The organism is Thalassospira sp. GO-4 (assembly GCF_023588965.1).
Classification (GTDB): domain Bacteria; phylum Pseudomonadota; class Alphaproteobacteria; order Rhodospirillales; family Thalassospiraceae; genus Thalassospira; species Thalassospira povalilytica.
Map to the genome: position 1 here is coordinate 3,653,734 of NZ_CP097807.1, position 25,296 is coordinate 3,679,029.

General features: G+C 54.8%; 19 protein-coding genes and 2 riboswitches. Of the genes, 9 read left to right on the forward strand and 10 right to left on the reverse strand.

All coding sequences use genetic code 11. From position 1 onward, the window contains the following. Window positions 1–115: 115 nt before the first annotated feature. A complete protein-coding gene (locus M9H61_RS16740; RefSeq protein WP_250281776.1) occupies window positions 116–1,282 on the forward strand; it encodes an adenosylhomocysteinase in 1,167 nt (388 codons plus the stop codon). 96 nt (window positions 1,283–1,378) lie between these two features. Here the strand turns inward: M9H61_RS16740 and M9H61_RS16745 are convergent, their stop codons facing one another. From M9H61_RS16745 to ccrA, 3 genes are all read right to left on the reverse strand, one after another. Then, entirely contained in the window at window positions 1,379–3,478 is a 2,100-nt protein-coding gene (locus M9H61_RS16745; RefSeq protein WP_101245397.1) for a methyl-accepting chemotaxis protein, read from the reverse strand. 236 nt (window positions 3,479–3,714) lie between these two features. After that, complete coding sequence (locus M9H61_RS16750; RefSeq protein WP_250281779.1) at window positions 3,715–5,382, reverse strand: acyl-CoA dehydrogenase family protein; 1,668 nt, start codon at window positions 5,380–5,382, stop codon at window positions 3,715–3,717. Window positions 5,383–5,546: 164 nt separating this feature from the next. Next, the gene (ccrA, locus tag M9H61_RS16755) at window positions 5,547–6,827 is read right to left on the reverse strand and encodes a crotonyl-CoA carboxylase/reductase (protein ID WP_101245871.1); all 1,281 of its coding nucleotides are present in this window, start codon (window positions 6,825–6,827) and stop codon (window positions 5,547–5,549) included. A gap of 291 nt (window positions 6,828–7,118) precedes the next feature. On the opposite strand from ccrA, the gene M9H61_RS16760 reads away from it, so the two are divergent. Continuing rightward, window positions 7,119–9,179: a protein meaA gene (locus tag M9H61_RS16760; RefSeq protein WP_250281781.1), complete on the forward strand. Its 2,061-nt coding sequence runs from the start codon at window positions 7,119–7,121 to the stop codon at window positions 9,177–9,179. Window positions 9,180–9,186: 7 nt separating this feature from the next. On the opposite strand, the gene M9H61_RS16765 is transcribed toward M9H61_RS16760, so the two are convergent. The 5 genes from M9H61_RS16765 to ispH form a co-directional block, all read right to left on the reverse strand. After that, entirely contained in the window at window positions 9,187–9,855 is a 669-nt protein-coding gene (locus M9H61_RS16765) for a DNA-3-methyladenine glycosylase I (protein WP_250281782.1), read from the reverse strand. Window positions 9,856–9,928: 73 nt separating this feature from the next. Next, window positions 9,929–12,277 carry a bifunctional diguanylate cyclase/phosphodiesterase gene (locus M9H61_RS16770; RefSeq protein WP_228194586.1) on the reverse strand — a complete coding sequence of 783 codons (2,349 nt, stop codon included), beginning with the start codon at window positions 12,275–12,277 and terminating at the stop codon, window positions 9,929–9,931. Window positions 12,278–12,553: 276 nt separating this feature from the next. Continuing rightward, window positions 12,554–13,006: a ribonuclease HI gene (rnhA, locus tag M9H61_RS16775; RefSeq protein WP_101245401.1), complete on the reverse strand. Its 453-nt coding sequence runs from the start codon at window positions 13,004–13,006 to the stop codon at window positions 12,554–12,556. 12 nt (window positions 13,007–13,018) lie between these two features. Next, window positions 13,019–13,987 carry a homoserine kinase gene (locus M9H61_RS16780; protein ID WP_101245402.1) on the reverse strand — a complete coding sequence of 323 codons (969 nt, stop codon included), beginning with the start codon at window positions 13,985–13,987 and terminating at the stop codon, window positions 13,019–13,021. Between the two features lie 47 nt (window positions 13,988–14,034). Continuing rightward, a complete protein-coding gene (gene ispH / locus M9H61_RS16785) occupies window positions 14,035–14,982 on the reverse strand; it encodes a 4-hydroxy-3-methylbut-2-enyl diphosphate reductase (RefSeq protein WP_101245403.1) in 948 nt (315 codons plus the stop codon). A 258-nt stretch (window positions 14,983–15,240) separates the two neighbouring features. Here ispH and M9H61_RS16790 point away from each other — a divergent pair, with 258 nt between their 5' ends. The 7 genes from M9H61_RS16790 (at window position 15,241) to M9H61_RS16820 (ending at window position 22,300) form a co-directional block, all read left to right on the forward strand. Continuing rightward, window positions 15,241–15,795: a hypothetical protein gene (locus tag M9H61_RS16790; protein WP_250281785.1), complete on the forward strand. Its 555-nt coding sequence runs from the start codon at window positions 15,241–15,243 to the stop codon at window positions 15,793–15,795. Between the two features lie 90 nt (window positions 15,796–15,885). After that, window positions 15,886–15,986, forward strand: a riboswitch (glycine riboswitch). 3 nt (window positions 15,987–15,989) lie between these two features. Continuing rightward, a riboswitch (glycine riboswitch) is annotated at window positions 15,990–16,099 on the forward strand. A 59-nt stretch (window positions 16,100–16,158) separates the two neighbouring features. After that, window positions 16,159–17,271, forward strand: coding sequence for a glycine cleavage system aminomethyltransferase GcvT (gene gcvT, locus M9H61_RS16795; RefSeq protein WP_250281786.1), 1,113 nt, complete (start codon window positions 16,159–16,161; stop codon window positions 17,269–17,271). Between the two features lie 69 nt (window positions 17,272–17,340). Next, window positions 17,341–17,712, forward strand: a complete 372-nt coding sequence (gene gcvH, locus M9H61_RS16800) for a glycine cleavage system protein GcvH (RefSeq protein WP_101245406.1) — start codon at window positions 17,341–17,343, stop codon at window positions 17,710–17,712. Between the two features lie 2 nt (window positions 17,713–17,714). Beyond that, the gene (gcvPA, locus tag M9H61_RS16805; RefSeq protein WP_206926763.1) at window positions 17,715–19,070 is read left to right on the forward strand and encodes an aminomethyl-transferring glycine dehydrogenase subunit GcvPA; all 1,356 of its coding nucleotides are present in this window, start codon (window positions 17,715–17,717) and stop codon (window positions 19,068–19,070) included. Then, window positions 19,067–20,563, forward strand: a complete 1,497-nt coding sequence (gene gcvPB / locus M9H61_RS16810; protein ID WP_250281788.1) for an aminomethyl-transferring glycine dehydrogenase subunit GcvPB — start codon at window positions 19,067–19,069, stop codon at window positions 20,561–20,563. Before gcvPA ends, gcvPB begins: the two co-directional genes overlap by 4 nt. A 202-nt stretch (window positions 20,564–20,765) precedes the next feature. Next, a complete protein-coding gene (locus tag M9H61_RS16815; protein ID WP_101245873.1) occupies window positions 20,766–21,686 on the forward strand; it encodes a protein phosphatase CheZ in 921 nt (306 codons plus the stop codon). 209 nt (window positions 21,687–21,895) lie between these two features. After that, entirely contained in the window at window positions 21,896–22,300 is a 405-nt protein-coding gene (locus M9H61_RS16820) for a hypothetical protein (RefSeq protein WP_228194580.1), read from the forward strand. A gap of 100 nt (window positions 22,301–22,400) precedes the next feature. On the opposite strand, the gene M9H61_RS16825 is transcribed toward M9H61_RS16820, so the two are convergent. Then, complete coding sequence (locus M9H61_RS16825) at window positions 22,401–22,880, reverse strand: peroxiredoxin (RefSeq protein WP_101245410.1); 480 nt, start codon at window positions 22,878–22,880, stop codon at window positions 22,401–22,403. Window positions 22,881–23,048: 168 nt separating this feature from the next. Beyond that, on the reverse strand, window positions 23,049–25,253 hold the full coding sequence (locus tag M9H61_RS16830) for a protein-disulfide reductase DsbD (protein WP_250281791.1): 2,205 nt from the start codon (window positions 25,251–25,253) through the stop codon (window positions 23,049–23,051). Window positions 25,254–25,296 lie beyond the last annotated feature (43 nt).

Consider the following 25,296-nt stretch of genomic DNA (forward strand, 5'->3'; position numbering starts at 1 on the left):
TGAACAGGCTCAAAATTGACCGGATGGTCAGAAATGCTTTCCATCCGGTCCGGCTATCATTAATTAGGGGACGATACTATTCGTTACGCCACCACTGAACCCAAGAGATTGATTAATGACCAGCCGCATCAAGGACGCAGCACTTGCCGCCCAGATCAATGACGAAACGCTTGCATGGCGCGAAGTCATCTGTCCGGTAACGGCGAAATACGGAAACTATGTCGCCAAGCGTGACTTGCGCGACAAGACCATCGTCAGCTTCCAGCACGTTCTTGAAGACACCATTCCCACATTGCTGCCGTTTGTGAAGGCGGGTGCGAAGGTCAAGGTCGGGGCATGTAACCCCGATAGTACCGATGACGTTGCCGCCGCATACCTTGCTGCGAACGGGGTAGAGGTCCATGCCTTTTCGGGCATGACACCAGAAGAATACGCCAAAAGCATCGATATCCTGTCGTCCGAGCCGGCCGATATTGTCGCTGACATGGGTGGGGAGCTGATCGAGGCTTTTGTCAAAAAAGGTCATAAGGTCGACGGTGCGCTTGAAGCCACGACGACGGGTGTTCACCGCGTTGAAAAGCTTGATTATTCATTCCCGGTCTTTAACTGGAACGACATCGCGATCAAGGATCGCCTGCATAACCGCCATCACGTGGCACAGGAAATGTGGCCGGTCTTTTCCAATGTAACCGGGCTGGCGCTTTATGGTCGTTCGGTTCTGGTGATCGGGTTTGGTCCGGTGGGGCGTGGTGTTGCCGAACGTGCGCGCAATCTTGGTGCGGTGGTCTCGGTTGCCGAACGCGATCCGGTGCGCGCCCTTGAAGCCCAGCATCACGGATGCCGTGTCGTCAGTCTTGAAGACGGCATCAAGGAATGCGCGATTATTGTGACCGCAACCGGTCTTTCGGGCATTCTGGGTGAAAAGCAGATCAAGCAGGCCCGCCGTGGTGCCATTCTGGTCAATGTCGGTCATTCCAATACCGAGATCGATGTGGCCTGGCTTGATACCCAGAAACACACCAAAATGCGCCGCTATATCGAAAAATTCGAATTCGATAACAGCCGCGAAGTGTATTTGCTCAACCGTGGCAGCCTTTTGAACTTGGCACCAGGGATGGGTGGTTCGGGCAAGGATCTGTTTGATCCGTTTTCCGCCATTCTGATCCGTGGAATTGACTGGTTGGCATCGGGCGGGGCCAATGCGTTCAAACCGGGATTTTATGATTACCCGGCCGAGATCGAACGCGAAATCGCCGAGGCGATCCTGCACTCGCACAGTTGACGGCGGAACACTCTTGCAAGGATGTTAGCGCTAACATTAAAGCCCCCGGCCATTTATTGGTCGGGGGCTTTTTTATAGTTTGCTCGGTCCAAAGGGTCAGGCGCGGTACCCGATACGCAGGTTGCCCCACTGTTCGCCATTTACGATGATCGGGACGTCGCATTCCTTCATGAAGACCACACTGTCGCCCATGTCGCGGAAATAGGTCTGCAACAGGTGCGGTTTGGTGTTGCGCGCGGCCACCAGCCCGGCCCGGTCATCAAAGATCCGCCGGTTGCGGCAATTGCCCATGTTCCAGGCGGCTTCGCCCGGGCGCTGCGGCTGGCTATAGATCTTGTTATGGGTCGGAAGATAGCCGTTAATATCCACACCGGCGGCAAACACGATATGCTTGTCCTTTTCAAGAATGGCTTCCTGAAGCGGGGTGAAATGCCGGTCCGTGAACGGAATATAGGGCGTCATGAACTGTTTGGGATCGCTGCCTTCGATCAGTTCATAGCGCGGATTGAACAGGTCTTCGTGCTTGATTTCATTATTGCGAAGGCCGTTCTCAAGCACCTTGGCCAGATCTTGTGACAGTTGTTTGCCAAGTTCGGCGATCTTGCTGTCGTGATCGTGGGTTTTCTTGAGGTGATTGAGAATGACCTGATTGGCCTTGTCATCGACTTCGGTAAACTGAACATGGGTTCCAAGTGCCGAAACGGCCTTGATCACGCCATGCAGAACCGTGCCATCCACCATGGTGATCGTGACGTGCTTGTTGCGATCCTTGTCACTGGCATCAATGCGCGCAAGCAATCCGGCCAGTGACATATCGGCGGTAACGCCATTGCGGACGTCACCATTTCCGAAATCGAATGAAAGATCGACCGCGATCGGGACGCGTTCTTCGTGACGCCGGTTTGCGCTTTCGGTACTGCGAAGCACCGTGCGGAACCGGCTTTCCATTTCATTGATGTCTTTGCGAATATTGGAAGCCAGAATGCGCAGGTTCTCGGCGGTTTCGCTGGCGTTTTGTGATTTCACGCTGGCCAGTTCGATATCACCGGAAATGCCCCGCATATGGGTTGATACTTCCTGTGCGCTTGTCGAAATTTCGGCGATCGCGGCGGTCTGCTGTTCGACCGATGCTGAAATATCCGCTGAAAGCTGGCTGACCTCATCAATCGCGCCACCGATTCCTTCGATTGCGGTGACGGCTTCTGATGTTGCCCCCTGAATGGCTGTGATTTGGGAATTGATATCAAGGATTGCCTTTTCGGTCTGTGTCGCAAGGTTTTTGACCTCGTTGGCGACCACAGCAAATCCTTTGCCGGCATCCCCGGCACGGGCGGCCTCGATCGTGGCGTTCAGTGCCAGCATTTTCGTCTGATCGGAAATGCGTTTGACAATATCGACAACCTTGCCGATTTCACTGGCGGTTTCCGACAGGCTGTTCATCGTCTGGGATGTTTCCTGGGCGCGGATAACGGCCTGTCCGGCAATATCGTTTGTTTTGTGGATGCGATCAGCAATGCCATGACTTGACGCCTGCAATTCCTCGGTCGCGGATGCGACCGTGGCAACGTTGCTGCTGGCGACTTCCGTGGTGGCGGTAATGCGTTCGACCAGTTGCGACAATTCGCCGGCATCACTTTCCATGGTTTGGGCCACATCGTTGGTGCGCCCGGCCTGAAAGCCGACTTCGGAAATGATGTTGTCGGTTTCGCGTTCGATGATCTCGGACATCGACTGGATTTCCGACGATGCGCGATGCTGGGCGATCTGTTTTTGCTGATCAGCCATCAGGCAGGCCATATCAGCCATCAAAACACACCGTGCCGCATCATTAAGGGCAGGCGACGGTCGAATGCCCTTGGTCCGCGACGCCAGCGTGACGCAATTTGCTGCCGACTTGTAATAGGCAAGCACGATGGCGTCGGGTGTCAGATTGGCGGTGGCTTCTGCCAAAACGTGTTTGGCAAAACACTGATTGAAAGCATCAGCAGAACCGGCAGATGCCATTGCCCGAAACTGCTGGGCAAGACCCGAGACAAGCGTCTGCGGCGCATTCCTGTCGACGCTGCTTTGTCCTGATCCAAGCAGTTCGGTCACCAGGCCTTCTGCGATCTGATCAGCATGCTGATCGAACAGGTCCTTGGCTTCACCTGTTCGCGCATAGATTGTGGTTTCCGGCATTGCAGAGGCGTAATTCATTGAAACGTCTCTCCCCTTTTCCCTAAAAGGCAATTGGGCCTGTTTTGCACAGATTTTTAGGCTTCTGTGTTTGCTTAATTTCAGTCTATCACCACAGGTAAGTGGTAAATATATCATACTTTAGGTTGATATAGAAAAGCGGCCCGTCAAGGTTGACGGGCCAAGTTTGCCCTCGTTGATCACAGGGGCCACGGTTCGCAATGAAAATAAGGTTCGGCTTTCAATCTGTTAGCCGGTTATCGACCCAATAATCCGCGGGTCACAACTTGCGCCTGAATTTCGGCGGCACCTTCAAAAATGTTGAGGATACGGGCATCGCAAAGCACGCGACTGATCTGATATTCCAGCGCATAACCATTGCCGCCATGAATCTGAAGCGCGTTATCAGCATTTGACCAGGCAACCCGTGCCCCCAGAAGCTTCGCCATGCCTGCTTCAATGTCGCAGCGGATATCCTGATCTTTTTCAAGTGCCGAGAAATAGGTGAGCTGACGGGCAATCATGGTTTCAACAACCATCCATGCAACTTTGCCGTACACCCGCGGGAAGCTGAAAAGCGGTTTGGAAAACTGGATGCGATCCTTGGCGTAGCGCATGCCGATCTCAAGCGCGTTCTGGGCAACGCCGACAGCACGTGCAGCTGTTTGAATGCGGGCCGACTCAAAGGTTGCCATAAGTTGCTTGAAACCAAGGCCTTCTTCACCGCCCAGAAGGTTGGCCGTCGGGACTTCAAACCCGTCAAAGGACAGCTCGTATTCCTTCATGCCGCGATAGCCAAGAACCTCGATCTCACCGCCAGACATGCCGTTGGCTGGGAACGGGTCGTCATCGGTGCCGCGCGGCTTTTCGGCCAGAAGCATCGACAACCCGCGATAACCGGCCTCATCAGGGTTGGTGCGCGTCAAAAGCGTCATCAGATCGGACCGTGCCGCATGGGTGATCCATGTCTTGTTCCCGGTCACCTTATAGGTGTCGCCATCCTTGATCGCGCGGGTACGCAGATGGGCAAGGTCGGAGCCGTTATTGGGTTCGGTAAAGACTGCCGTTGGCAGGATTTCACCCGATGCCAGTTTGGGCAGGTAATGTTCCTTTTGCGCATCCGTGCCGCCAAGGCGGATCAGTTCCGCAGCGATTTCGGAACGGGTACCAAGCGATCCCACCCCGATATAGCCGCGCGACAGTTCTTCGGTCACGACACACATCGCGGTTTTGCCCATGCCAAGTCCGCCGAATTCTTCGGGGATGGTCAGGCCGAAAACGCCGAGTTCCGACATTTCAGTCACAATTTCAATTGGGATCAACTCGTCGCGTTCATGCCAGCCATGGGCATAGGGCGTTACTTTTTCTTCGACAAACCGCCGGAACTGATCGCGGACAAGATCCAGTGTCTCGTCTTCCAGTCCGGTTTCGCCAAAGCGACCGGTATCAAGACTGTCTTCGATTTCAGTGGCAATGGCGCGGCGCGCAGCATCAGAATTACCATGGGCTGACAGAACAGAAACCGCGCGACTTGAACTGAAGGTCTTAATATCGGTTTCGGAAACACCCAGTGTGGTCAGACGAATGATTTCGCCCTGCGACATCGGAATGCCGCCCTTGATCTGGGCAAGATATTCGCCAAAGGCGACTTGCAGGATCAGGGTTTCAAGATGCCCGCGTTTGCCCTGTGTGACCAGCCTGTCCGACCATGCCTTCATCTGTTGAAGGGCGGTGACATAGGTCGTGAACCAGGCAAAGCCATGGGCGGCAAACTGATGTTCGTCAAAGGCATTGGCATCAATACGACCATCAATGGTGACCCGGGCGCGAATGGCATTTTCGGTGGCATCATAAAGCGATGCCAGTGCAGCCAGTGCATCGTCGCAAAGCTGGTCAAGATCAGGAAGCAGGGCGGTATCAGTCATTGGCTTGGTCCTTTGCCCGGCAATCGTGTGGGGCGATTGCACTGGTCGAAAACGGATATCTTGGTCGAAAAGGGTGGTGGCACCCCGCACGCGGATCGGGCGAGAACGCGCTCGGGGTGCCAGCAATCAGTCAAAGGCCGGGACGGCTGCGCCCCGATGTGGGATTAACCTTCGACTGCTTCTTCAAGGGTGCGCATGCCCGGCCGCTTGGCCTGAACCAGAACCGCCATGTTCCCCGGTTTATGTTCGTTGCGCATCATTTTCATATGTGCGCGCGGAATGTCTTCCCAACTGAAAACTTCGGACATGCTGGGATCAAGGCGGCGCTCGATCACCAGTTTGTTGGCCTGTGCCGCCTGTTTCAGGTTGGCAAAGTGGCTGCCCTGAATGCGTTTCTGGCGCATCCAGACGAAACGCGCATCAAAGGTCAGGTTAAACCCGGTTGTCCCGGCACAAAACACGACCATGCCGCCACGTTTCACCACGTTACATGATACCGGGAAGGTTTGTTCGCCCGGATGTTCAAAGACGATATCAACGTCATTGCCCTTGCCGGTGATTTCCCAGATCGCTTTGCCGAATTTGCGGACTTCTTTCATATAGTCGCCAAATTCCGGACCATTGACCGTGGGAAGCTGGCCCCAGCAATTGAAATCCTTGCGATTGATGACGGCCTTGGCCCCAAGTCCAAGGACAAAGTCGCGTTTTGATTCGTCTGAAATCACCCCGATCGCATTGGCCCCGGCGGTAGTGATCAACTGGATCGCCATGGAACCAAGTCCCCCGGACGCCCCCCAGACCAGAACATTATGCCCCGGACGCAGGATATGCGGGCGATGCCCGAACAACATGCGATACGCGGTGGCAAGGGTCAGCGTGTAGCACGCACTTTCTTCCCAGGTCAGATGTTTGGGGCGCGGCATCAATTGCTGTGCCTGGACACAGGTGAACTGGGCGAATGACCCATCCGGGGTTTCATAGCCCCAGATGCGCTGGGTCGGGGACAGCATCGGGTCGCCGCCGTTACATTCTTCGTCGTCGCCATCATCCTGATTGCAATGAATGACGACTTCATCGCCGACCTTCCAGCGGGTAACTTTTGACCCGACCGCCCAAACAATGCCCGAGGCATCAGACCCGGCAATATGGAACGGGCAGTCATGGGAGTTGAAAACCGAGATCGGTTTGCCAAGGGACGCCCAGATACCGTTGTAATTGACGCCCGCCGCCATCACGAGAACCAGGACCTCGTGGCTGTCTGGCTGGGTGACCGGCAGAACTTCACATTGCATGGCGGTATCGGGTTCGCCGTGGCGTTCTTCGCGAATCGCCCATGCATACATATTTTTGGGCACATGACCCAGCGGCGGGATTTCGCCGATTTCATAAAGATCTTTTTCTTCCTGACCGCCACGGAAAGGCAGCACTTCAGCAGTGGTGTTCATGGCCTTCACTCCTTCTTCAGGGTCGATCCGGATAGCAGGGTAATAAAATTACCTATGCTGCGTTGCGGTCGACGAAACCTCCAAGCCACAGAATTTGTTTTATTTTCCCTGGGCATTTCCCGGAGTTCTGCGGTTTGTATGCAGAATGAACCGAGGCGATATTTGTTTTCGCTTTTATCGCGTTGCACAAATTGTTATATAATTACCCAAGTGATGTCTAGTAGATAATTTAATAACGTTCAGGCGTAATTATCGAAAAGCCAAAAGGTAATAAAAATACAAGAGGTCGTGATGTCGATGGAAAATAAGCGCAGCGCAGCAAAGCAGGATCGTGATCGGCCCTGGCTGATCCGGACATATGCGGGGCATAGCTCGGCCTCGGCTTCCAATGCCCTGTATCGTCAAAACCTGGCCAAGGGGCAGACGGGGCTTTCCGTTGCATTCGATTTGCCGACCCAGACCGGATACGATTCGGACCATATTCTTGCACGTGGTGAAGTGGGCAAGGTCGGGGTGCCGGTCGCCCACCTTGGGGACATGATGACGCTGTTTGACGGCATCCCGCTTGATCAGATGAATACATCGATGACGATCAACGCCCCGGCGGCCTGGCTTTTGTCACTTTATATTGCGGTTGCCGAAAAGCAGGGAACAGCGCGTGACAGCCTTCAGGGCACGACCCAGAACGACATCATCAAGGAATATCTGTCACGCGGGACATATATCTTCCCGCCCGCACCCAGCCTGAAACTGATTACCGACGTTGCGGCATTTACCTATCGCGAGGTGCCGAAATGGAATCCGATGAATGTGTGTTCGTACCATCTGCAGGAAGCCGGGGCGACGGCGGAACAGGAATTGGCCTATGCACTGGCAACGGCGATTGCGGTTCTTGATGCGGTTCGCGATTCGGGTCAGGTCCCCGAAGAGGACTTTGCCAAGGTTGTCGGGCGTATTTCATTCTTTGTGAATGCCGGTATTCGCTTTGTGACCGAGATCTGCAAGATGCGGGCATTCTGCGAACTTTGGGATGAAATCACGCAGGATCGCTATGGCATTGAAGATGCAAAATATCGCCGGTTCCGGTATGGGGTGCAGGTCAATTCGCTTGGCCTGACCGAACAGCAGCCCGAAAACAACGTCTATCGCATCCTGATCGAAATGCTGGCCGTGGTGCTTTCCAAGAATGCGCGTGCGCGTGCGGTGCAATTGCCCGCCTGGAACGAGGCGCTTGGGCTCCCGCGCCCGTGGGATCAGCAATGGTCACTGCGCCTGCAACAGATTATGGCCTATGAAACCGATCTTCTGGAATATGAGGACCTGTTTGACGGCAACCCGGCGATTGAGCGCAAAGTCGGTGCCCTTAAGGAAGGGGCGCGCGCGGAACTGGCAAAGATCGATGCCATGGGGGGCGCGATTGCGGCTGTTGATCGCGGGTACATGAAACAGGAACTGGTGCGCTCCAACGCCCGCCGTCTGGCCGATATCGAAAACGGATTGACCAAAGTGATCGGTGTGAATGCCTTTACCGAAACCGAACCATCGCCGCTTACATCGGGTGAAAAATCGATCCTGACGGTCGATGACATGGCAGAGCAGGAGCAGATCGAAAAACTCAAAGCTTGGCGCTCGGACCGTGATCAGGCGACGGTCGCCAAGAATCTTGAGGCCCTTAAATCCGCCGCCAGCGAAGGGCGCAACATCATGGAAAGTTCAATCGCCTGTGCCCATGCCGGTGTAACGACCGGGGAATGGTCGGAAACGCTTCGCGACGTATTTGGCGAATATCGTGCCCCAACCGGTATTACGTCGATGATTGTCACGGGCGATGCACAGGACATCCAGACCCTTCGTGACCGGGTTGATGAAGTGTCTGACAAGCTTGGCGAGCGCATGAAAATGCTGGTCGGGAAACCGGGGCTGGATGGTCATTCCAACGGTGCGGAACAGATTGCGGTCAAGGCCGGAGACGCCGGTATCGAAGTTCTTTACGAGGGTATTCGCTGGACACCCGATGCACTGGTTCGCAATGCAATTGACGAAGGAGCCCATGTAATCGGGCTTTCGATCCTGTCGGGGTCGCATGTGCCATTGGTGCGCGAAGTGGTCAATGGCTTGCGCGCAGAAGGGGCCGGTCACATCCCCGTCGTGGTCGGCGGGATCATCCCCGAGGCCGATATGCTTGTTTTGCGGCAAATGGGGGTAGCAGCCGTCTACACGCCCAAGGATTATCAGCTGGTCCGGGTGATTTCCGAGATTGTCGATCTTGTTGATCGCAAGTCGTCGGACCGCCCATCGTCAACGGGCACGCACCCAAATGATGATGCCGGGCGCAGCGCAACGGTGTATTAGGCGGCCTTTATCCTGCTGAAAATGCCAGAATCTGGCTGATCTGAGTTAAGGGTCGGCCGGATTCCTTGTGCCATTGGTCAAGGGCGGCCTGGACCGATGCGAAATCCTTGTTCGATGACGGCATCTTGGTAACCACGCCTTCGGTCTTTAGTGCCTCGATGACGTCGTTGGAGAAAATCGGCGTATCCATTCCAATACGGCGCAGGGCAACCTGCCCGGTTTTGCCGCCAAGCCGTGATCCGCCTTTTTGGACAAGGCGCAAATTGTCGCAATAATCGGGAAGCTTCCAACTGGCAAAGAATGCGCCGACTGATCCATTTTTGTCGGCAAGGTCGCGCAGGAAGCGGGCATTTTCCCCAATTGATTTGATCTTTGGCCCATGGGCGACAATCCCGTCGACCTTAAGCAGGCGTTCGACATCTTCGTCATGCATCATCGACAGTCGGCCGATATCGAAACCGTCAAAGACTTCTTCAAACCGTGGCCATTTGTTTTCAATCACTTTCCAACTGAAACCGGCCTGAAAAACCGATTTGCTGAATTCTGACAGCCAGCGATCATTGGCAATCGCGGCGATTTCACCGCGTGGTCTGGGGGTGACGAGGGCCGTGGAAAGTGCGGTTTGGCTTCCTTTGCGGGCGATGGCGGCTTGTTCTATTTCGTGAAACGGGCGCATGGGGTGTCTTGTCCCTTGAACGAAAAAACAGCCAAAGCAATGCCAAGGCTGTTTTCAAGAATATCGGGCGTGATCAGGACTTTGCAGCAACCCGTTCGGGCACGCGACTGTGGCGGTCACTGACCCAGCTTTCGAATGTGGTGGCCGGAAGCGGTTTGGAGAACAGGAAGCCCTGAATGAAATCACAGCCCTTTTCACGCAGATATTCAAGCTGTTCGACTTCTTCCACGCCTTCGGCAACCACTTCAAGATTAAGGCTGTGGCCAAGACCGATCACCGCATCGACAATTGCCTTGTCATCAAGATCGACATGGATGTCATTCACAAACGACCGGTCGATCTTGATCGAACCAACCGGGAAGCGTTTCAGATAGTTCAGGGACGAATAACCGGTGCCAAAGTCATCAATCGCGATCATCACGCCAAGCGCCTTAAGCTCCTTCAGCGTTGAAACCGCCTTTTCCGGGTTGTTCATCAGGATCGATTCAGTGATCTCAAGTTCAAGGGTACCTTCCGGAAGTGCGGTGTCCTTGACGATTTTGGTAACACTTTCGACCAGTTCGGCATCCTGAAACTGCGCAGGTGACAGGTTCACCGCAATCCGCATGCCGGGTAGTGACGAATCACGCCATGCCTGCGTCTGTTTGCAGGCCTTTTCAAGAACCCAGGCACCAAGCCGGTTGATCAGGCCGCATTCCTCGGCCACCGAGATGAATTCGCCCGGCAGGATCAGGCCGCGTTCCGGGTGATGCCAGCGCACAAGCGCCTCTGCACCGACAACCTTTTCCGTCCGGCAATCAATTTTGGGCTGATAATAAAGTTCGAGCTGATCCTGTTCGAGCGCGTTGCGCAGATCTTCCTCGATGGTTTTGCGTTCCTTGACCCGTTCATGCATCGACGGCAGGAAGAAGCGGTAATTGTTGCGCCCTTCGGCCTTGGCCGCATACATCGCCATATCGGCGTTTTTGACCAGCTGTTCGGGGTTCTCGCCGTCTTCCGGGAACAGGGTAATGCCGACACTGGCCGTTGAATGAAGGCGGATGCCCCGGCAATCAAACGGCTGGGACAGCTCGTCAATGATGCGCTGGGCAAGGGCGATGGTGTCTTCGATATTCTGAACATCGGTCTGAATGATCGCAAACTCGTCCCCGCCAAGACGGGCGGCAGTATCTGAATCCCGGATGATCCGCGACAGACGCTGACCCATTTCCTGAATCATCAAATCGCCGACATCATGGCCAAAGTGGTCATTGATGTCCTTGAACCGGTCAAGGTCAACAAACAGAACCGTGACACCACGCTGGAACCGGCGGGCCGACAGCAATGCCTGACGCAGACGGTCAAGGAACAGGGTCCGGTTCGGAAGGCTGGTCAGCACATCATGAACGGCCAGATGGCGCATGCGTGCTTCGGTCTGTTTGCGTTCGGTAATGTCGGTATAGGTCGCGACGTAGCCGCCGCCGGGCATCGGGTTGTGATCAACCTGAATAACGCGACCATTGGGGCGGGTGCGTTCCATGCGATAGGGTTCGCGACGTCGTGCAATGGCAACACGATCGGAAATCAGGGCCTGAATGCTGACATCGCCATATTCGCCGCGTTCGCCGTTATAGCGCAGGATATCGGAAAGCGGCGTGCCTTCCTTGACCAGATCACGCGGCAGATTAAGCAGCTCGATATAGCGTTCGTTCCAGACCATAAGATTAAGGTCCTGATCAAACAGGCAGATACCCTGACCGATATTGTGAAGGGTCGCTTCGAGAAGGGCCTGCTTGCGCTGGGCTTCTTCCTGTGCCTGACCTTGCAGGGCGACCATTTCGTTATATTCGCGGATCAGAAGGCCAAGCTCGTCCGAACTGTTCCATTCCACCGGACGGCGCAAGCGGCCATGCTTGGTCATGCGAATGGAATGCAAAAGACGGTTCAGCGGTTCCTTAATCGACCGTTTGTTTGCGATCAGCAGGCTGGCGGCAACCACTGCGATCAGCAATCCAAACAGGATCATGTCAATGGCGATGCGGCGGAACAGAAGGTCCTGAACGCGGGCATCGGTAAAGTAAATGACCAGTTCGCCGACATCGTGGCGCACATTGTTACGTTCGAAATAGACACGGCGTGACAGACGCAATGTATCGGCCAGTTCCGATTGCGAAACGCCGGTGTGGGCAAATTCGGTGCCGTCCGCACCAAGAGCCTGCACCGCGACGATATCGCGGTCACGCGCCATTGCGTTCAAAGCAGATTCGATATTGTCGACATCAAGATACCAGAACGGGGTTGCCAGAACGCGGGCATTGATGTCTGCGGTCTGTTCGACCTTGCCATTCAGATCATCGCGCAGAACTTTGTAACTGACATAGCCAAACACAATAAACAGGGCGAGCGAGAACAGGGAAACCAGCGGCAATGCTATGAATAGCAACCGACTGCTCAAAGACTTCCGTTGTAAAAAGCCGTATGATCCGCGCGACAAGCGTTCTCTCCTGGACACCCAACTTTTGGCTAGTCAGATATACTTTACTCGACGTTCTTATAGGAGCCAACACTCCGATGATTGAGTCGACTCAACCCGGAAGTTGGTCGAAACGCAAGTTTGATTTTATTTTCCTGATAAATAAATAGTTGCAACAACCTGCATCGTCTATTTTGGGGCGAAGTGCTGAAGCTTCAAGCGTTTGTCGGCACAAGACCGAAAATATCACGATTTTGGAACCGCCATCCGGGCCAGTTCGTCGCATCGTTCGTTCTCGGGATGGCCGGCGTGACCCTTGACCCAGTGCCATTCAACCTTGTGCGGTTTCAGGGCATCAAGCAGGCGTTGCCACAACTCGACATTCTTGACGGGTTTCTTGTCCGCCGTCTTCCAGCCGCGCTTCTGCCAGCCGAAAATCCATTTGGTAATGCCGTCACGGACATAGCTGCTGTCGGTATAAATATCGACCACACAGGGGCGTTTAAGCGCCTCAAGCGCGCTGATTGCCGCCATCATTTCCATGCGGTTATTGGTGGTTTCGGGATCACCCCCCGAAAGTTCCTTTTCCACGCCCTTGAACCGAAGGATCGCCCCCCAGCCACCCGGGCCCGGATTGCCGCTGCATGCGCCGTCGGTGTAAATCTCGACGTGGTTGTCGCCGCCATTTTGTGAATTCATCTCGTGGTATCCTTAGTCAAGTCCATAGGCGGCTGCATTGTCCACCCGTTGATGGAAACGCAGTTTATTGATGTATTCACGGGGATTTTTGGGCGTAACCAGGGCGTCTTTGGGGGTGTTGACCCAGTCATAAAGACGGGTCAGCAAAAAGCGCAGGCTTGCACCACGGGCCAGAACCGGCAAAGCGGCAATTTCCGCATCACCAAGCGACCGTACCTTGCCATATTGCGACAAAAGGTTCTTGGCCTTGGTGACGTTAAAGCTGTTGTCAGGTTCGAAGCACCAGGCATTCATGCAGATCGCAATGTCGTAGCAAAGCAGATCATTGCACGCGAAATAGAAATCAATCAGCCCCGATACATCTTCCTTGCCCGGGAAGAAGAAAACATTGTCCGGGAACAGATCGGCATGAATGACCCCCTTGGGCAGGTCATGGGGCCAGTTTGCTTCGAGATAGTCGATTTCGTCACCGATCATTTTGCCAAGACCGGGTTCGACATCATCGGCATGTTCCCGGCAACTTTCGACCAAACCACGCCATCCCTTGACGCTCAGCGCGTTGGGAAGATGCATTTCAAAATCCAGACCGGCGATATGCAACTTGGCCAATGCGGTGCCAAGACCCGCACAATGATGGGGAAGGATGCGCCGTGGCGACATGCCTTGTAAGAAGGATGTGATTGCTGCGGGCCGGCCGCACAGGCGACGAAGCGCAACACCGTCAGTGCCATGGATCGGGGTCGGACAGTTCAGTCCCTTGGCCGACAGATGATCCATCAGGCCCAGATAAAATGGCAGGTCGTCCGGATTAACGCGCTTCTCATACAGGGTCAGGATGAATGGCGCCTCGGTCGTCTGAAGCAGGAAGTTGGTGTTTTCGACACCTTCTGCGATGCCCTTGAACGAGACAACATCACCGATGTCATATTCGGCGACAAAACGGGCGATGTCTTCGTCTGAAACGTCGGTATAGACGGCCATTGGATTTAACGTGGTCCTGAACTTGAAAAGTAAGCAGCTATAATATCTTAGCTGGCAAGCTGACGTGGCAATTTGAATGTCACGTTCTCGTCGGTCAAGGTAATGGTTTCGACCGTGACGTCATAACGTTCACGGCAGGCATCAATCACTTCCTCGACCAGAATTTCCGGGGCAGAGGCACCGGCGGTAATGCCAAGGGTGCTGATACCGTCAAGCTTGTTCCAGTCAATGTCATGCGCCCGTTCGACCAGAACCGAACGTGTGCATCCTTCGCGCTTGGCGACTTCAACCAGCCGGTTGGAGTTTGACGAATTCGGTGCGCCGAGAACCAGAATCGCATCGGCCTTTTCGGCAATCAGTTTGACAGCATGCTGACGGTTGGTCGTCGCATAGCAGATGTCTTCCTTTTTCGGGACCGAAATCGCCGGGAAGCGGCGCTGAAGGATCTCGATGATCTTGGCCGTGTCATCAAGTGACAGGGTTGTCTGGGTCACGAAAGCAAGGTTTTCGGGATTTTCGACTTCAAGATTTTCGGCATCTTCTTCTGTTTCGATCAAGGTCATGCTGCCGACCGGAAGCTGGCCCATCGTACCGATGACTTCCGGGTGGCCGGCATGGCCGATCAGAAGAATATGTTTGCCATCGGCAAAATGACGTTCCGCACCACGATGGACCTTTGATACCAGCGGGCAGGTCGCATCAAGATATTCAAGCTTGCGGGTTTCGGCCGCTTCGGGGACGGATTTCGGGACCCCGTGGGCCGAAAAGATGACCGGCACACCATCGGGAACCGCGTCCAGTTCATCAACAAAAACAGCGCCCATATCACGCAGGCGGTCGACGACAAATTTGTTGTGGACGATTTCGTGACGGACATAAACCGGCGCACCATATTTTTCGAGCGCCTTTTCCACGATCTCAATCGCACGATCTACCCCGGCGCAGAAGCCGCGCGGGTTGGCAAGAACGATCCGAAGACTGGCTTTGTCAGGCATGATACGGGTCCGGTTTCCAAATTGTGCCGGGACAAGCCCGCTGCACTTATTCAAACGTTCTCGTTACATAACCTGCCTGACCTTGTGGCGCAATGACTGAGCACCGATCCCCCCGGGAACAATTGCACCCGATTTTGTGTTTTCATTTCGTGGCAATCGTCGAAGCGGGTTGTGCGGCTTACGGCGAAAGAATAGACTGCGCCACGACAGTGCAGATCATGCATATGTCAGAAAACAGATGGTTTGATAGAGGCTTGGATGACGATCGGTAACGGACTGCGGCGCGTTTGTGCATTGGGGATGGTCTCGGTTGGGGGATTGCTTGCAGCATGCAGCAGTAACCCGTTTGAAGAGCAGCCTGTTCCGACCTGCCCGGCAGCCTATCTGCCAAAGGATACGGCAAAGCTTGTTCAGTTCGCTGGCGGTGGGAAGGATCTGACCGATGTGATCGTCGAGGCAGAGTTCACCGGATATCTTGGTGACTGTGGCTATGACCTTGATGACAAGACGCTTGATGTCATCATCAGCCCGATCATTACGGCCGAGCTGGGCCCGGCGGCACAGGGGCGTTCGGCATCGTTCAAATATTTCGTCGCCCTTCGCGATCCCGATGGAAAGTTTGTTCAGAAGTCGGTGTTTGATGTGACAATGCCGTTTGCGGACAATCTTAATATGGCGCGTTACCGTGACGAGCAGGTCACCCTGTCTGTTCCGCTTGATGATGTCTGGGCCGGTCCCGACTACGAGATTTATCTCGGATTCCAGCTAAGTGCCGATCAGCTCGACTATAATCGTCGTTTCGGTACGAACTGACAGCGGCGGGTTGAAAACCTGCCCGGGTGATTGCCCGAATTTTGGGGCTGGTCGACCGGGAGCGAAATACGTATAAGGACGCATACCCAAGTGATCCCCGTGGGAGAGTGCCACGGTCCATAACGGATTGCGCGGACGCCGAAGGAGCAACCACCCCGGAAACTCTCAGGCAAACGGACCGCGGGGAGATGGGACTCTGGAAAGCAGGCGGCATCAATTTGAATTGCCGGTGACCGCCTCGCCGAAGATGTAAGCAGACCGTCGCGACAAGTCGGCTGTGATTCTTTCAGGCTCCAAGACAGAGGGGGAATGTGGTTGGCCATTGGTCGGCTATGTTTCGCAACGACTGTCCGGGAGACCTTGATGGCCGATCATCAGCCAGAACTGCTTAAAACCGCCCTTTATGACCTCCATGTGGAACTTGGCGCCAAAATGGTGCCATTCGCCGGATATGACATGCCGGTTCAATACCCGCTGGGTGTTAAGGGCGAACATCTTCATACGCGTGCCAAGGCCGGACTTTTTGATGTGTCCCACATGGGACAGGTTCGTCTGACCGGTGAAAACCGCTTCGCCGAACTTGAAAAACTGGTGCCTGGCGATATCGCGATCCTGAAACCGGGGCGCACCCGTTATTCGACCTTCACCCAGGACGATGGCACGATCCTTGACGATCTGATGATCACCAATGCCGGTGACAGCCTGTTTCTGGTGATCAATGCGGCGTGCAAGGATGACGATATTGTTCACATGCGTGCCAACCTTGGTGACGGCGTTTCCCTTGAAGAAATTGATGACCGTGCGCTGATGGCGCTTCAGGGGCCAGAGGCCGCCAATGTTCTGGCGCGCTTTGCCCCGGCTGTTGCCGATCTGAAATTCATGAGCTTTGCCGAGATTGATATTGCCGGCATTGCCTGCTTTGTCACGCGTTCGGGCTATACCGGCGAAGACGGCTATGAAATTTCCGTGCCCAATGATCGTGCCGAAGAACTTGCGCGCAAATTGCTGGCCGAGGCAGAAGTCGAGGCAATCGGTCTTGGTGCCCGTGATTCCCTGCGTCTGGAAGCAGGGCTTTGCCTTTATGGCAATGACATTGACACCACCACGACCCCGGTTGAGGCCGATCTGAACTGGATCATCAACAAGCGCCGCCGCGAAGAAGGCGGTTTCAAAGGCGCGGATGTCATTCTTGATCAGCTGGCAAACGGGGCGGATCGCAAACGTGTCGGCATCAAGCCCGAAGGCAAGGCGCCTGCACGCGAACATACCCAGATTTTGAACAGCGACGGCGAAGAGATCGGCGAAATCACATCTGGTGGTTTTGGCCCGACCGTCGATGGCCCGATTGCAATGGGCTATGTCGCAATTGAATTTTCCGAACCGGGCACCAAGGTCGATCTTATGGTGCGCGGCAAGGCCCGTCCGGCAGAGGTGGTTGAACTCCCGTTCGCACCGCATCGCTATTTCCGCGGCTGATTGCTGCAAATCTTGAGAATGTGCGGCGTGTGCCGCCTCGCAGACAACCGATCAACAGGGACAAAGATCATGGCTAAGAAATTCTCGCAGGAACATGAATGGATCGAGCTCGAAGACGGTATCGCAACCGTCGGCATCACAGATTACGCGCAGCAGTCGCTGGGCGATATCGTGTATGTCGAGCTTCCTGAAATCGGCAAGAAACTGACCAAGGACGGTGATGCCGCCGTCGTTGAATCGGTCAAGGCCGCAAGCGATGTTTATGCCCCGCTTGATGGTGAAGTTGTTGAAATCAACGAAGAACTTGATGCCAACCCGGCACTGGTGAACGAAGCACCGGAAACCGATGGCTGGTTCTTTAAAATGTCGCTGACTGATGAGTCCCAGCTTGATGAGCTGATGGATGAAGCAGCCTATAAAGACTTCGTCGAAGGTCTGTAAGTATGCGTTATCTTCCCCTGACACGTGCTGATCGCGCCGCGATGCTTGAAACCATCGGGGCGTCATCGGTTGATGAACTTTACAGTGACGTGCCCGAAGGCGCGTTGCTTGATGCGCCGGTTGACCTGCCGCATCATCTCGGTGAAATGCAGGTCGAACGCGACATGCAGGCACTGGCTGCCAAAAATATCGGTACTTCAAGTGCGCCAAGTTTTCTGGGTGCCGGTGCGTATCGCCACCATGTTCCTGCGACGGTTGACTATGTCATTCAGCGTGGTGAATTCCTGACGGCCTATACGCCCTATCAGCCGGAAATCGCACAGGGTACGTTGCAGTATCTGTTCGAATTCCAGACCCAGGTGGCATCGATCACCGGCATGGATGTGGCAAACGCATCGATGTGGGATGGCGCAACGTCCTGTGCCGAAGCCGTTCTGATGGCCTGCCGTGCGACCCGTCGCAAAAAGGCTGTTCTGTCGGGTGGTCTGCACCCGCATTACCGCGAAGTGACCGAAACCTATTGCCAGTATAGCGATACCGAAGTTGCCGGACGTGATGGCAACCCCGAACAGCAGGCCACGGTCGAAGAACTTGGCGAACTGATCGATGATCAGACTGCCTGCGTGGTTGTTCAGTATCCGGACGTCTTTGGCCGCATTCAGGACCACACCCGTCTTGCCGATCTTTGCCATGCCAAGGGAGCACTTTTGGTTGTTGTCTTTACCGAAGCAGTTGCATTCGGTGCAATCAAATCACCGGGCAGCTTTGGCGCAGATATTGTTTGCGGCGAAGGTCAGTCGATCGGTAACGCTCTGAACTATGGCGGGCCGTATGTCGGTCTGTTCGCCACCACCCAGAAACTGGTCCGTCAGATGCCGGGTCGTCTTTGTGGTGAAACGGTTGATCAGGACGGCAAGCGTGGCTTTGTTCTGACCCTTTCGACCCGTGAACAGCATATCCGTCGTGAAAAGGCGACCTCGAACATCTGCACCAACTCGGGCCTGTGTTCGCTGGCATTCACGGTGCATATGAGCCTGCTTGGCGAAGACGGTTATCGCCGTCTGGCAACGTTGAACCATGAAAATGCCTGCAAGGCCGCAGACGCAATTGACGCGGTTCCGGGCGCATCGGTGGTCAATGACAGCTTCTTTAACGAATTCACCGTCAAGCTGACCAAGCCGGCGGCCGAGGTGGTCGAAGCACTGGTTGCCAAAGGCGTTCTGGGTGGTGTTCCGCTGTCGCGTCTTTATCCGAACCGTTCGGATCTTGATAACTACCTTCTGGTTGCGGTTACCGAAACCAATACCGACGAAGATATCGCAGCCCTTGCGGGCGCATTGAAGGAGGTGCTGGCATGACGTTCGCAACCCATACCGGCAACCGTGGACTTGTTCTGGAAGAAAAGCTGATCTTTGAACAGGGTCAGCCGGGCCGTACCGGTGTTGACCTTCCGGAACCCAAAGGAACCAAGTCGCGTCTTGGCGGTCTTGACCGTGACAGCAATGTCGGCCTTCCGGGCCTGTCCGAGCCGCAGGTGGTGCGTCACTTTACCCGCCTGTCGCAGAAAAACTTCGGTATTGATTCCGGCTTCTTCCCGCTGGGATCCTGCACCATGAAGCATAACCCGCGTCTGAACGAAAAAGTCGCGCGTTTGCCCGGTCTTTCCGACCTTCATCCGATGCAGCCCGAAAGCACCGTTCAGGGCGCCCTGGAACTGATTGATACCTGTGCGCACTGGTTGTTGGTTCTGACCGGCATGCCAGCGGTTTCCATGTCACCGGCTGCCGGTGCACAGGGCGAACTGTGTGGCATGATGGCGATCCGTGCCGCCCTTGATGCGCGCGGTGAAAACCGTCGTCGTGTTCTGGTGCCGGAATCCGCACACGGAACCAACCCGGCAACGGCTGCTGCCTGTGGCTTTACCGTGGACTCGATCCCGGCAACCGAAGATGGCCGTGTCGATTTGGCCGCATTCGAAGCCAAGCTTGGTGACGATGTGGCTGGCATCATGCTGACCAACCCGAATACCTGTGGTCTGTTTGAACGTGACGTTCGCAAGATTGCCGATCTGGTGCATGCAGCAGGCGGTTATTTCTATTGCGATGGTGCGAACTTCAACGCCATTGTCGGTCGTGTACGCCCGGCCGATCTTGGCGTTGATGCGATGCATATCAACCTGCACAAGACCTTCTCGACCCCGCATGGTGGCGGTGGACCGGGTTCCGGGCCTGTTGTGTTCTCCGAGGCATTGGCACCCTATGCGCCGATCCCCTATGTCGTGCGCAATGAAAACGGCTTCCATCTGGTTGAAACCGCAGACGAAAATGACGGCATGAAGCCGTTTGGCCGTCTGAAGGGTTTCCATGGTCAGATGGGCATGTTCATCCGTGCTTTGACCTATATGAAGAGTCACGGTGCAGATGGTCTGCGTCAGGCTTCCGGTGATGCGGTTCTGAATGCCAACTATCTGCTCGCACGTCTCAAGGAAAAGCTCAGCGTGGCTTTCCCTGGCTATTGCATGCACGAAGCCCTGTTTGATGACAGCTTTCTTAAGGATACCGGTGTTTCGACACTGGATCTGGCCAAGGCGATCATCGACGAAGGGTTCCACCCGATGACCATGTATTTCCCGCTGGTTGTCCATGGGGCATTGCTGATTGAACCGACCGAAACCGAAACCAAGGAATCGATCGATCAGTTCTGTGATGCGGTGTTGTCACTGGTGGCAAAAGCCGAGTCGGGTGATGCCGAATTCTTCAAGAATGCGCCGTATCTGACCCCGCGTCGCCGTCTTGATGAAACGGCGGCTGCGCGTAAGCCTGTTTTGCGCTGGCAACCGGAAACGGCTTGATACACAACGCTACTACCTGCTTGAAAACACCCCGGCCAATCGCCGGGGTGTTCTTTTTCAAGGACTTGTACTTGAAACACATTGGACTTGTTGCAATCTGCACCCTTATACTTGTTCGAAAGGTAATGAACGACACCGTCAAACGGTGCGTTTGGGGATTTGGTGAATGGGCCTTGCCCGTTCTGGAGGTTTGAAGTCGATCATGTCGCGTCGTGTTCAGAAGGTGTTTACTGCAGAACGTCGGTTAAAAGAGCGAACAGGTGGGGTCGTTGAAGATTGGTCGGATTCCTTTTTCGATCCGACGCTTGAAAGCGGAATGGGTGCAGGCGACGCAATGTCGGCATCCCTGCCATCGCCAAAGCCGGCTGCGGAACCGTCTGAACTGACACAGGCTGTTCTTGATGAAATCCGCGCGCTGCGTGGGGAAGTATCGCAACTGCGTGAAGCGGTAGCGTCGGGCGGAACCATCAATGCAGATGCGGTTGCCGCAGCACCGGTGGCCTCAAATGATGCGCCGGTTGACGAACTTCCCGATCCGGTCTCAAGCAACTTCACCCACAGCAACCGCCCCGGTGCTTCCGAGCCCGACCGCGATGATCTGGAACTGATCCGGACCCAGATCGCAGAAATGAACGAACATATTCACAAGGCCAAGATCCAGATCGCGTCGCTACGCCATCCAAAGGCGTCTGATGACCGTCTGATCAGTGCAGCATCCGAACTTGATGCCATTGTCAAAGATACCGAAATGGCAACCCACACCATTCTGGAATCTGCCGAACAGATTGATGATCTGGCGATGACGCTGAAGAATTCCGCACCAAGCGAATTCGTGGCCGATCACGTTGAACAGATTGCCTTTATCGTTACCAAAATCTTTGAATCCTGTAATTTCCAGGACATTACCGGACAGCGCATCAACAAGGTTGTGCGCACACTCGAATTCGTCGAAGAACGCGTCCACAACATGATCCTGATCTGGGGCGAGGATGCATTTGCTGACCTTCCGGTTCCCGAAAGTTCTGAAAAGGACAATCCGGTCGAAGATGCCGATTTGTTGAATGGTCCGCAACTTGAGGGCGAAGGCATCAGTCAGGACGACATCGACAAATTGTTCGATTAGGGATGAATTTCTTGTTTTTATTCCTATATTTGCGGTAACAGACGTACACGATCCTTCCGAAGAAGAAGGTTGACGGCCGTGACTAAGGATCTGACGTCAACTAATCGTTTACATATGTTGGGATAGGTTTACACCTATAAGAATAAGAAGCGTTGTTGGGATGCGTGTAACGCACGGTTGCACGCGTTTTGGCGTGCTTGGAGGTTGCTATGGGATTTTGGTCTCTTGGTGCTATTCGCCAGCCTAAGGCTCAGGATATCAAATGGCGAAAGAGCCCGCGCGGAGAATATTACCGCCTGTTCATGATCGACGACATCAAGGAGCTCGGTCTGGATGGTGTCGGCGGGGTTTATCTGTTGTGGCATGGCGGTCTGAAGCCATCATGGCTGGTTGCCGGCGCGACAGAGGATTTGGGGCACAGTTTTGCCGAACTGATGCGCGATCCGGACATTCGTGAATATGACGGCCGTGGTGGCGTCTTCATGAGCTGGTCGCCGATCAAGGGCAACTTCCGCGAGGGCGTTGTGCATTTCATTGCAAAACACACCAATCCGACCTTTGAATGTGATTACGACGAAAGCGAAGATCCGATCCCGGTTCTTTTGCCGCGCTAGTCGCGCGGGCATGATCGTCTGTCATATTGCATGAAAAGAAAAGCTCCGCAGGTATCTGCGGAGCTTTCTCTGTTGTGGTGATCAGATCGACCGGATCGGATCAGAGTTTCTCAAGAACCGCTTCTGCGCTGGAAACTTCGAACACACCGGGTTCTTCAACAGCAAGATGGGTGACTTTGCCGTTGTCGACGATCATGGCAAAGCGGTTGGCGCGTTTGCCAAGGCCACGACCGGTAAGATCAAGTTCAAGGCCGGTGGCATCAACAAATGACAGATCACCGTCCGACAGCATGGTGATGTTGTCGGCCTTTTCGCTTACCGACCATGCCTGGAGTACAAAGGCATCGTTCGACGCCAGGCAGGCGATTTCATCAACACCCTTTGCCTTGATCTCGTCAGCCTTGGCGACAAAGCCCGGCAGATGTTTTGCAGAACAGGTCGGGGTATAGGCGCCCGGCACTGCAAACAGGACCACTTTGCGGCCTGCGAAGAATTCCTTGGAATTGACAGCTTCGGGGCCGTCACTGGTCGCGCGGAACAGGGTAACGTCCGGGATCTCGTTGCCGACTGTGATGGTCATGGGTATCTCCGTTTGATGGCGCAATCCCGTTGACTGCGCGGTGGAACTCTTGGACCTGAATCAAACACCAAATTCGCAGGACATTCAATGCCATCGAACAGAGTTTTTAGGAACTTTGATTCAGGTCGATGCATGATGGCGATCATGCATGGTCACAAACAAATGTGGTTACGCACCGCCTTTTGCGATCTTGGCCCCGTTACCGACCCCTGCCTTTTGCAACGCATCCAGGACGGCATCAACGCTTAGCAACTCGGAAAGAAGAATGCCGTCCGGGGCATCCGGACCAAATACCGCATTGAACGGAATGCCAAACCGGCCATAGGAGGCCAGATAATCCGCGATTTCCTGATCCGGGCGGGTCCAGTCAGCCTGCATCAACACCACATTGTCTGCACCAAGTGCCCGGGCAACTTCGGATGTTTCAAGCACCAGCTTCTTGTTGACCTGACAGGTCACGCACCATTCGGCAGTAACATCGACCAGAACCGTTTTGCCATTTGCAATCAATGCCGGAATGGTATCAGGGGCAAATGCCTGCCATTCAAGCTGACCATTGCTGCGGGCCATGGTTGCCTGTTGCGGCGGTTTGGCAAATCCCGGTGCAAACAGCGCGACCAGAAATCCGGTCACTGCAAGTGCCGTAAAGGCAAAGCGCGGACGCAATTTTTCTGTGCGCGAGCGTGCCCATACAAACAGACTGCCAGCAACAAGTCCGCCACCGACCGCAATGGCGCCGCCAAACCCGATCTGGACAGAAAGAATACCCAGAAGCCAGATGGCTGTTCCGATCAATGCCAGACCCAGAACAATCTTGACCACATTCATCCAGCGTCCGGGTTTGGGCAGAAGGCGCGCAACACCGGGCCGGATCGCAATGGCAAGATAGGGCAGGGCAAGTCCGACACCCAGCAGGGTGAAAATCAGAAAGATGTCAAACAGGCTGCCAGCCAGCGCAAAGCCGATTGCCGTTCCAAGAAATGGTGCCGAACACGGCGTTGCCAGCAAGGTGGCAAACATGCCGGTCAGGAAGTGGCTGCTCAGATGGCGGCCACGGCTTTGCTGGTCGGTAATGGCATCATTTGCCACGTTGCCAAGTTCGCTGGGACCGGAAATCTCAAACAGTCCCCACATATTCAGGGCAAATACCGCAAGGATGATTGTCATCACGGTCAGGAACAGTGGCTGCTGGAACTGAATGCCCCAGCCGATTGATCCCCCCGCCAGCTTGATCGCGACCAGGGCGGCGGCAATCAGCCAGAAAGACGTAATGATCCCGGCTGCACTGGCCAGGAATCCCGACCGGACATGCTTGGTATCCTCGGCCCGCATATTGATCACGGACATGACCTTGATCGACAGGACCGGCAACACACAGGGCATCACATTCAAAATAAGTCCACCCAAAAGGGCAAATATCGCGATCAGCCAGATACTGGTGGTGTCCGCCGATGATGCGCCCGCTTGGGCCGATGGGGTCGAGGTTCCAACCGTGACGGGTTGTTCAACAGACAGCGGCCCGGCAATCACGGTGACGGTCAGGGCGGCCTGATCAAGGGACTGCCCGTCCGCAAGCCCGAAGACAGGTAATTCGAAATATGACAGGTCCGGTGATGATCCTGCTGGCTGCGAAACCGCTGCTGGCGTCCCGAACCCGGCGCGCAGATCGCTTTCAATCAGGATGTCGTCAACGCTGACATCGGCATCGGTAAGGCCCGAAATGCCAAGACGCAAAACCGGCTGTTCAGATCCGCTTTGGGCTGTAATGCTGTTGACCGAGATCGGAAGATCCGTACCCCGCAACGGTACGCGCGAAACGAACTTTTCGATCTGATGGGCCTGATTGCTGGCAACGGACGCGCTGCTATCGGCTGCGGTCGCCGGAATGTCGAGATTGAAGTTCGCACTTGCCGGGATGCAGATGTCACTGCAAACCAGATAATCCACATTCAGCCGGACGGATACCGGCTGGTCCGGGTTGGGAATGGCAACATCAATCGGCAGAATGATCTGGTTTTTGTAGCCGAATGTTTCCAACCCGAAGATCGAAAACCGGTGAGGGGCCGGCCACAGGATGGTGGCATCGCCAATATTTTCCGATCCGGTCCAGTCAAGTTGCGGCGGGAACCCGGCATCGCCGGCACTGCGCCAATAGATTTTCCAGTCCGGCTGCAATTCGAATTCCAGCCCCAGACGCAATGTGTCTGATCCGTTTGTGCGGGTTTGGGCACTGATCAGGCGAACCGATGCAAAATCCTCGTCGGTCCAGGCGGTCGTCATATCCTGTGCCGCATTGGCGGTGCCAAACGAACTGACGGACAGGATCGTCACCGCAAAAAGAACTGTAAAACGAATGATCAGGTGGCGCAGCACGTCTTGGTCCTTGAATTGCCGATATTCGGTATCCCGAGATTGC

Coding starts and splice junctions, on each gene's coding strand:
- gcvPA (WP_206926763.1), top strand. CDS start 17,715: ATGCGTTATCTTCCCCTGACACGTGCTGATCGCGCCGCGATGCTTGAA.
- rnhA (WP_101245401.1), bottom strand. CDS start 13,006: ATGAATTCACAAAATGGCGGCGACAACCACGTCGAGATTTACACCGAC.
- gcvH (WP_101245406.1), top strand. CDS start 17,341: ATGGCTAAGAAATTCTCGCAGGAACATGAATGGATCGAGCTCGAAGAC.
- M9H61_RS16760 (WP_250281781.1), top strand. CDS start 7,119: ATGTCGATGGAAAATAAGCGCAGCGCAGCAAAGCAGGATCGTGATCGG.
- ccrA (WP_101245871.1), bottom strand. CDS start 6,827: ATGAACACCACTGCTGAAGTGCTGCCTTTCCGTGGCGGTCAGGAAGAA.
- gcvPB (WP_250281788.1), top strand. CDS start 19,067: ATGACGTTCGCAACCCATACCGGCAACCGTGGACTTGTTCTGGAAGAA.
- M9H61_RS16765 (WP_250281782.1), bottom strand. CDS start 9,855: ATGCGCCCGTTTCACGAAATAGAACAAGCCGCCATCGCCCGCAAAGGA.
- M9H61_RS16790 (WP_250281785.1), top strand. CDS start 15,241: ATGACGATCGGTAACGGACTGCGGCGCGTTTGTGCATTGGGGATGGTC.
- M9H61_RS16825 (WP_101245410.1), bottom strand. CDS start 22,880: ATGACCATCACAGTCGGCAACGAGATCCCGGACGTTACCCTGTTCCGC.
- M9H61_RS16750 (WP_250281779.1), bottom strand. CDS start 5,382: ATGACTGATACCGCCCTGCTTCCTGATCTTGACCAGCTTTGCGACGAT.
- gcvT (WP_250281786.1), top strand. CDS start 16,159: ATGGCCGATCATCAGCCAGAACTGCTTAAAACCGCCCTTTATGACCTC.
- ispH (WP_101245403.1), bottom strand. CDS start 14,982: ATGCCTGACAAAGCCAGTCTTCGGATCGTTCTTGCCAACCCGCGCGGC.
- M9H61_RS16745 (WP_101245397.1), bottom strand. CDS start 3,478: ATGAATTACGCCTCTGCAATGCCGGAAACCACAATCTATGCGCGAACA.
- M9H61_RS16820 (WP_228194580.1), top strand. CDS start 21,896: ATGGGATTTTGGTCTCTTGGTGCTATTCGCCAGCCTAAGGCTCAGGAT.
- M9H61_RS16780 (WP_101245402.1), bottom strand. CDS start 13,987: ATGGCCGTCTATACCGACGTTTCAGACGAAGACATCGCCCGTTTTGTC.
- M9H61_RS16815 (WP_101245873.1), top strand. CDS start 20,766: ATGTCGCGTCGTGTTCAGAAGGTGTTTACTGCAGAACGTCGGTTAAAA.
- M9H61_RS16740 (WP_250281776.1), top strand. CDS start 116: ATGACCAGCCGCATCAAGGACGCAGCACTTGCCGCCCAGATCAATGAC.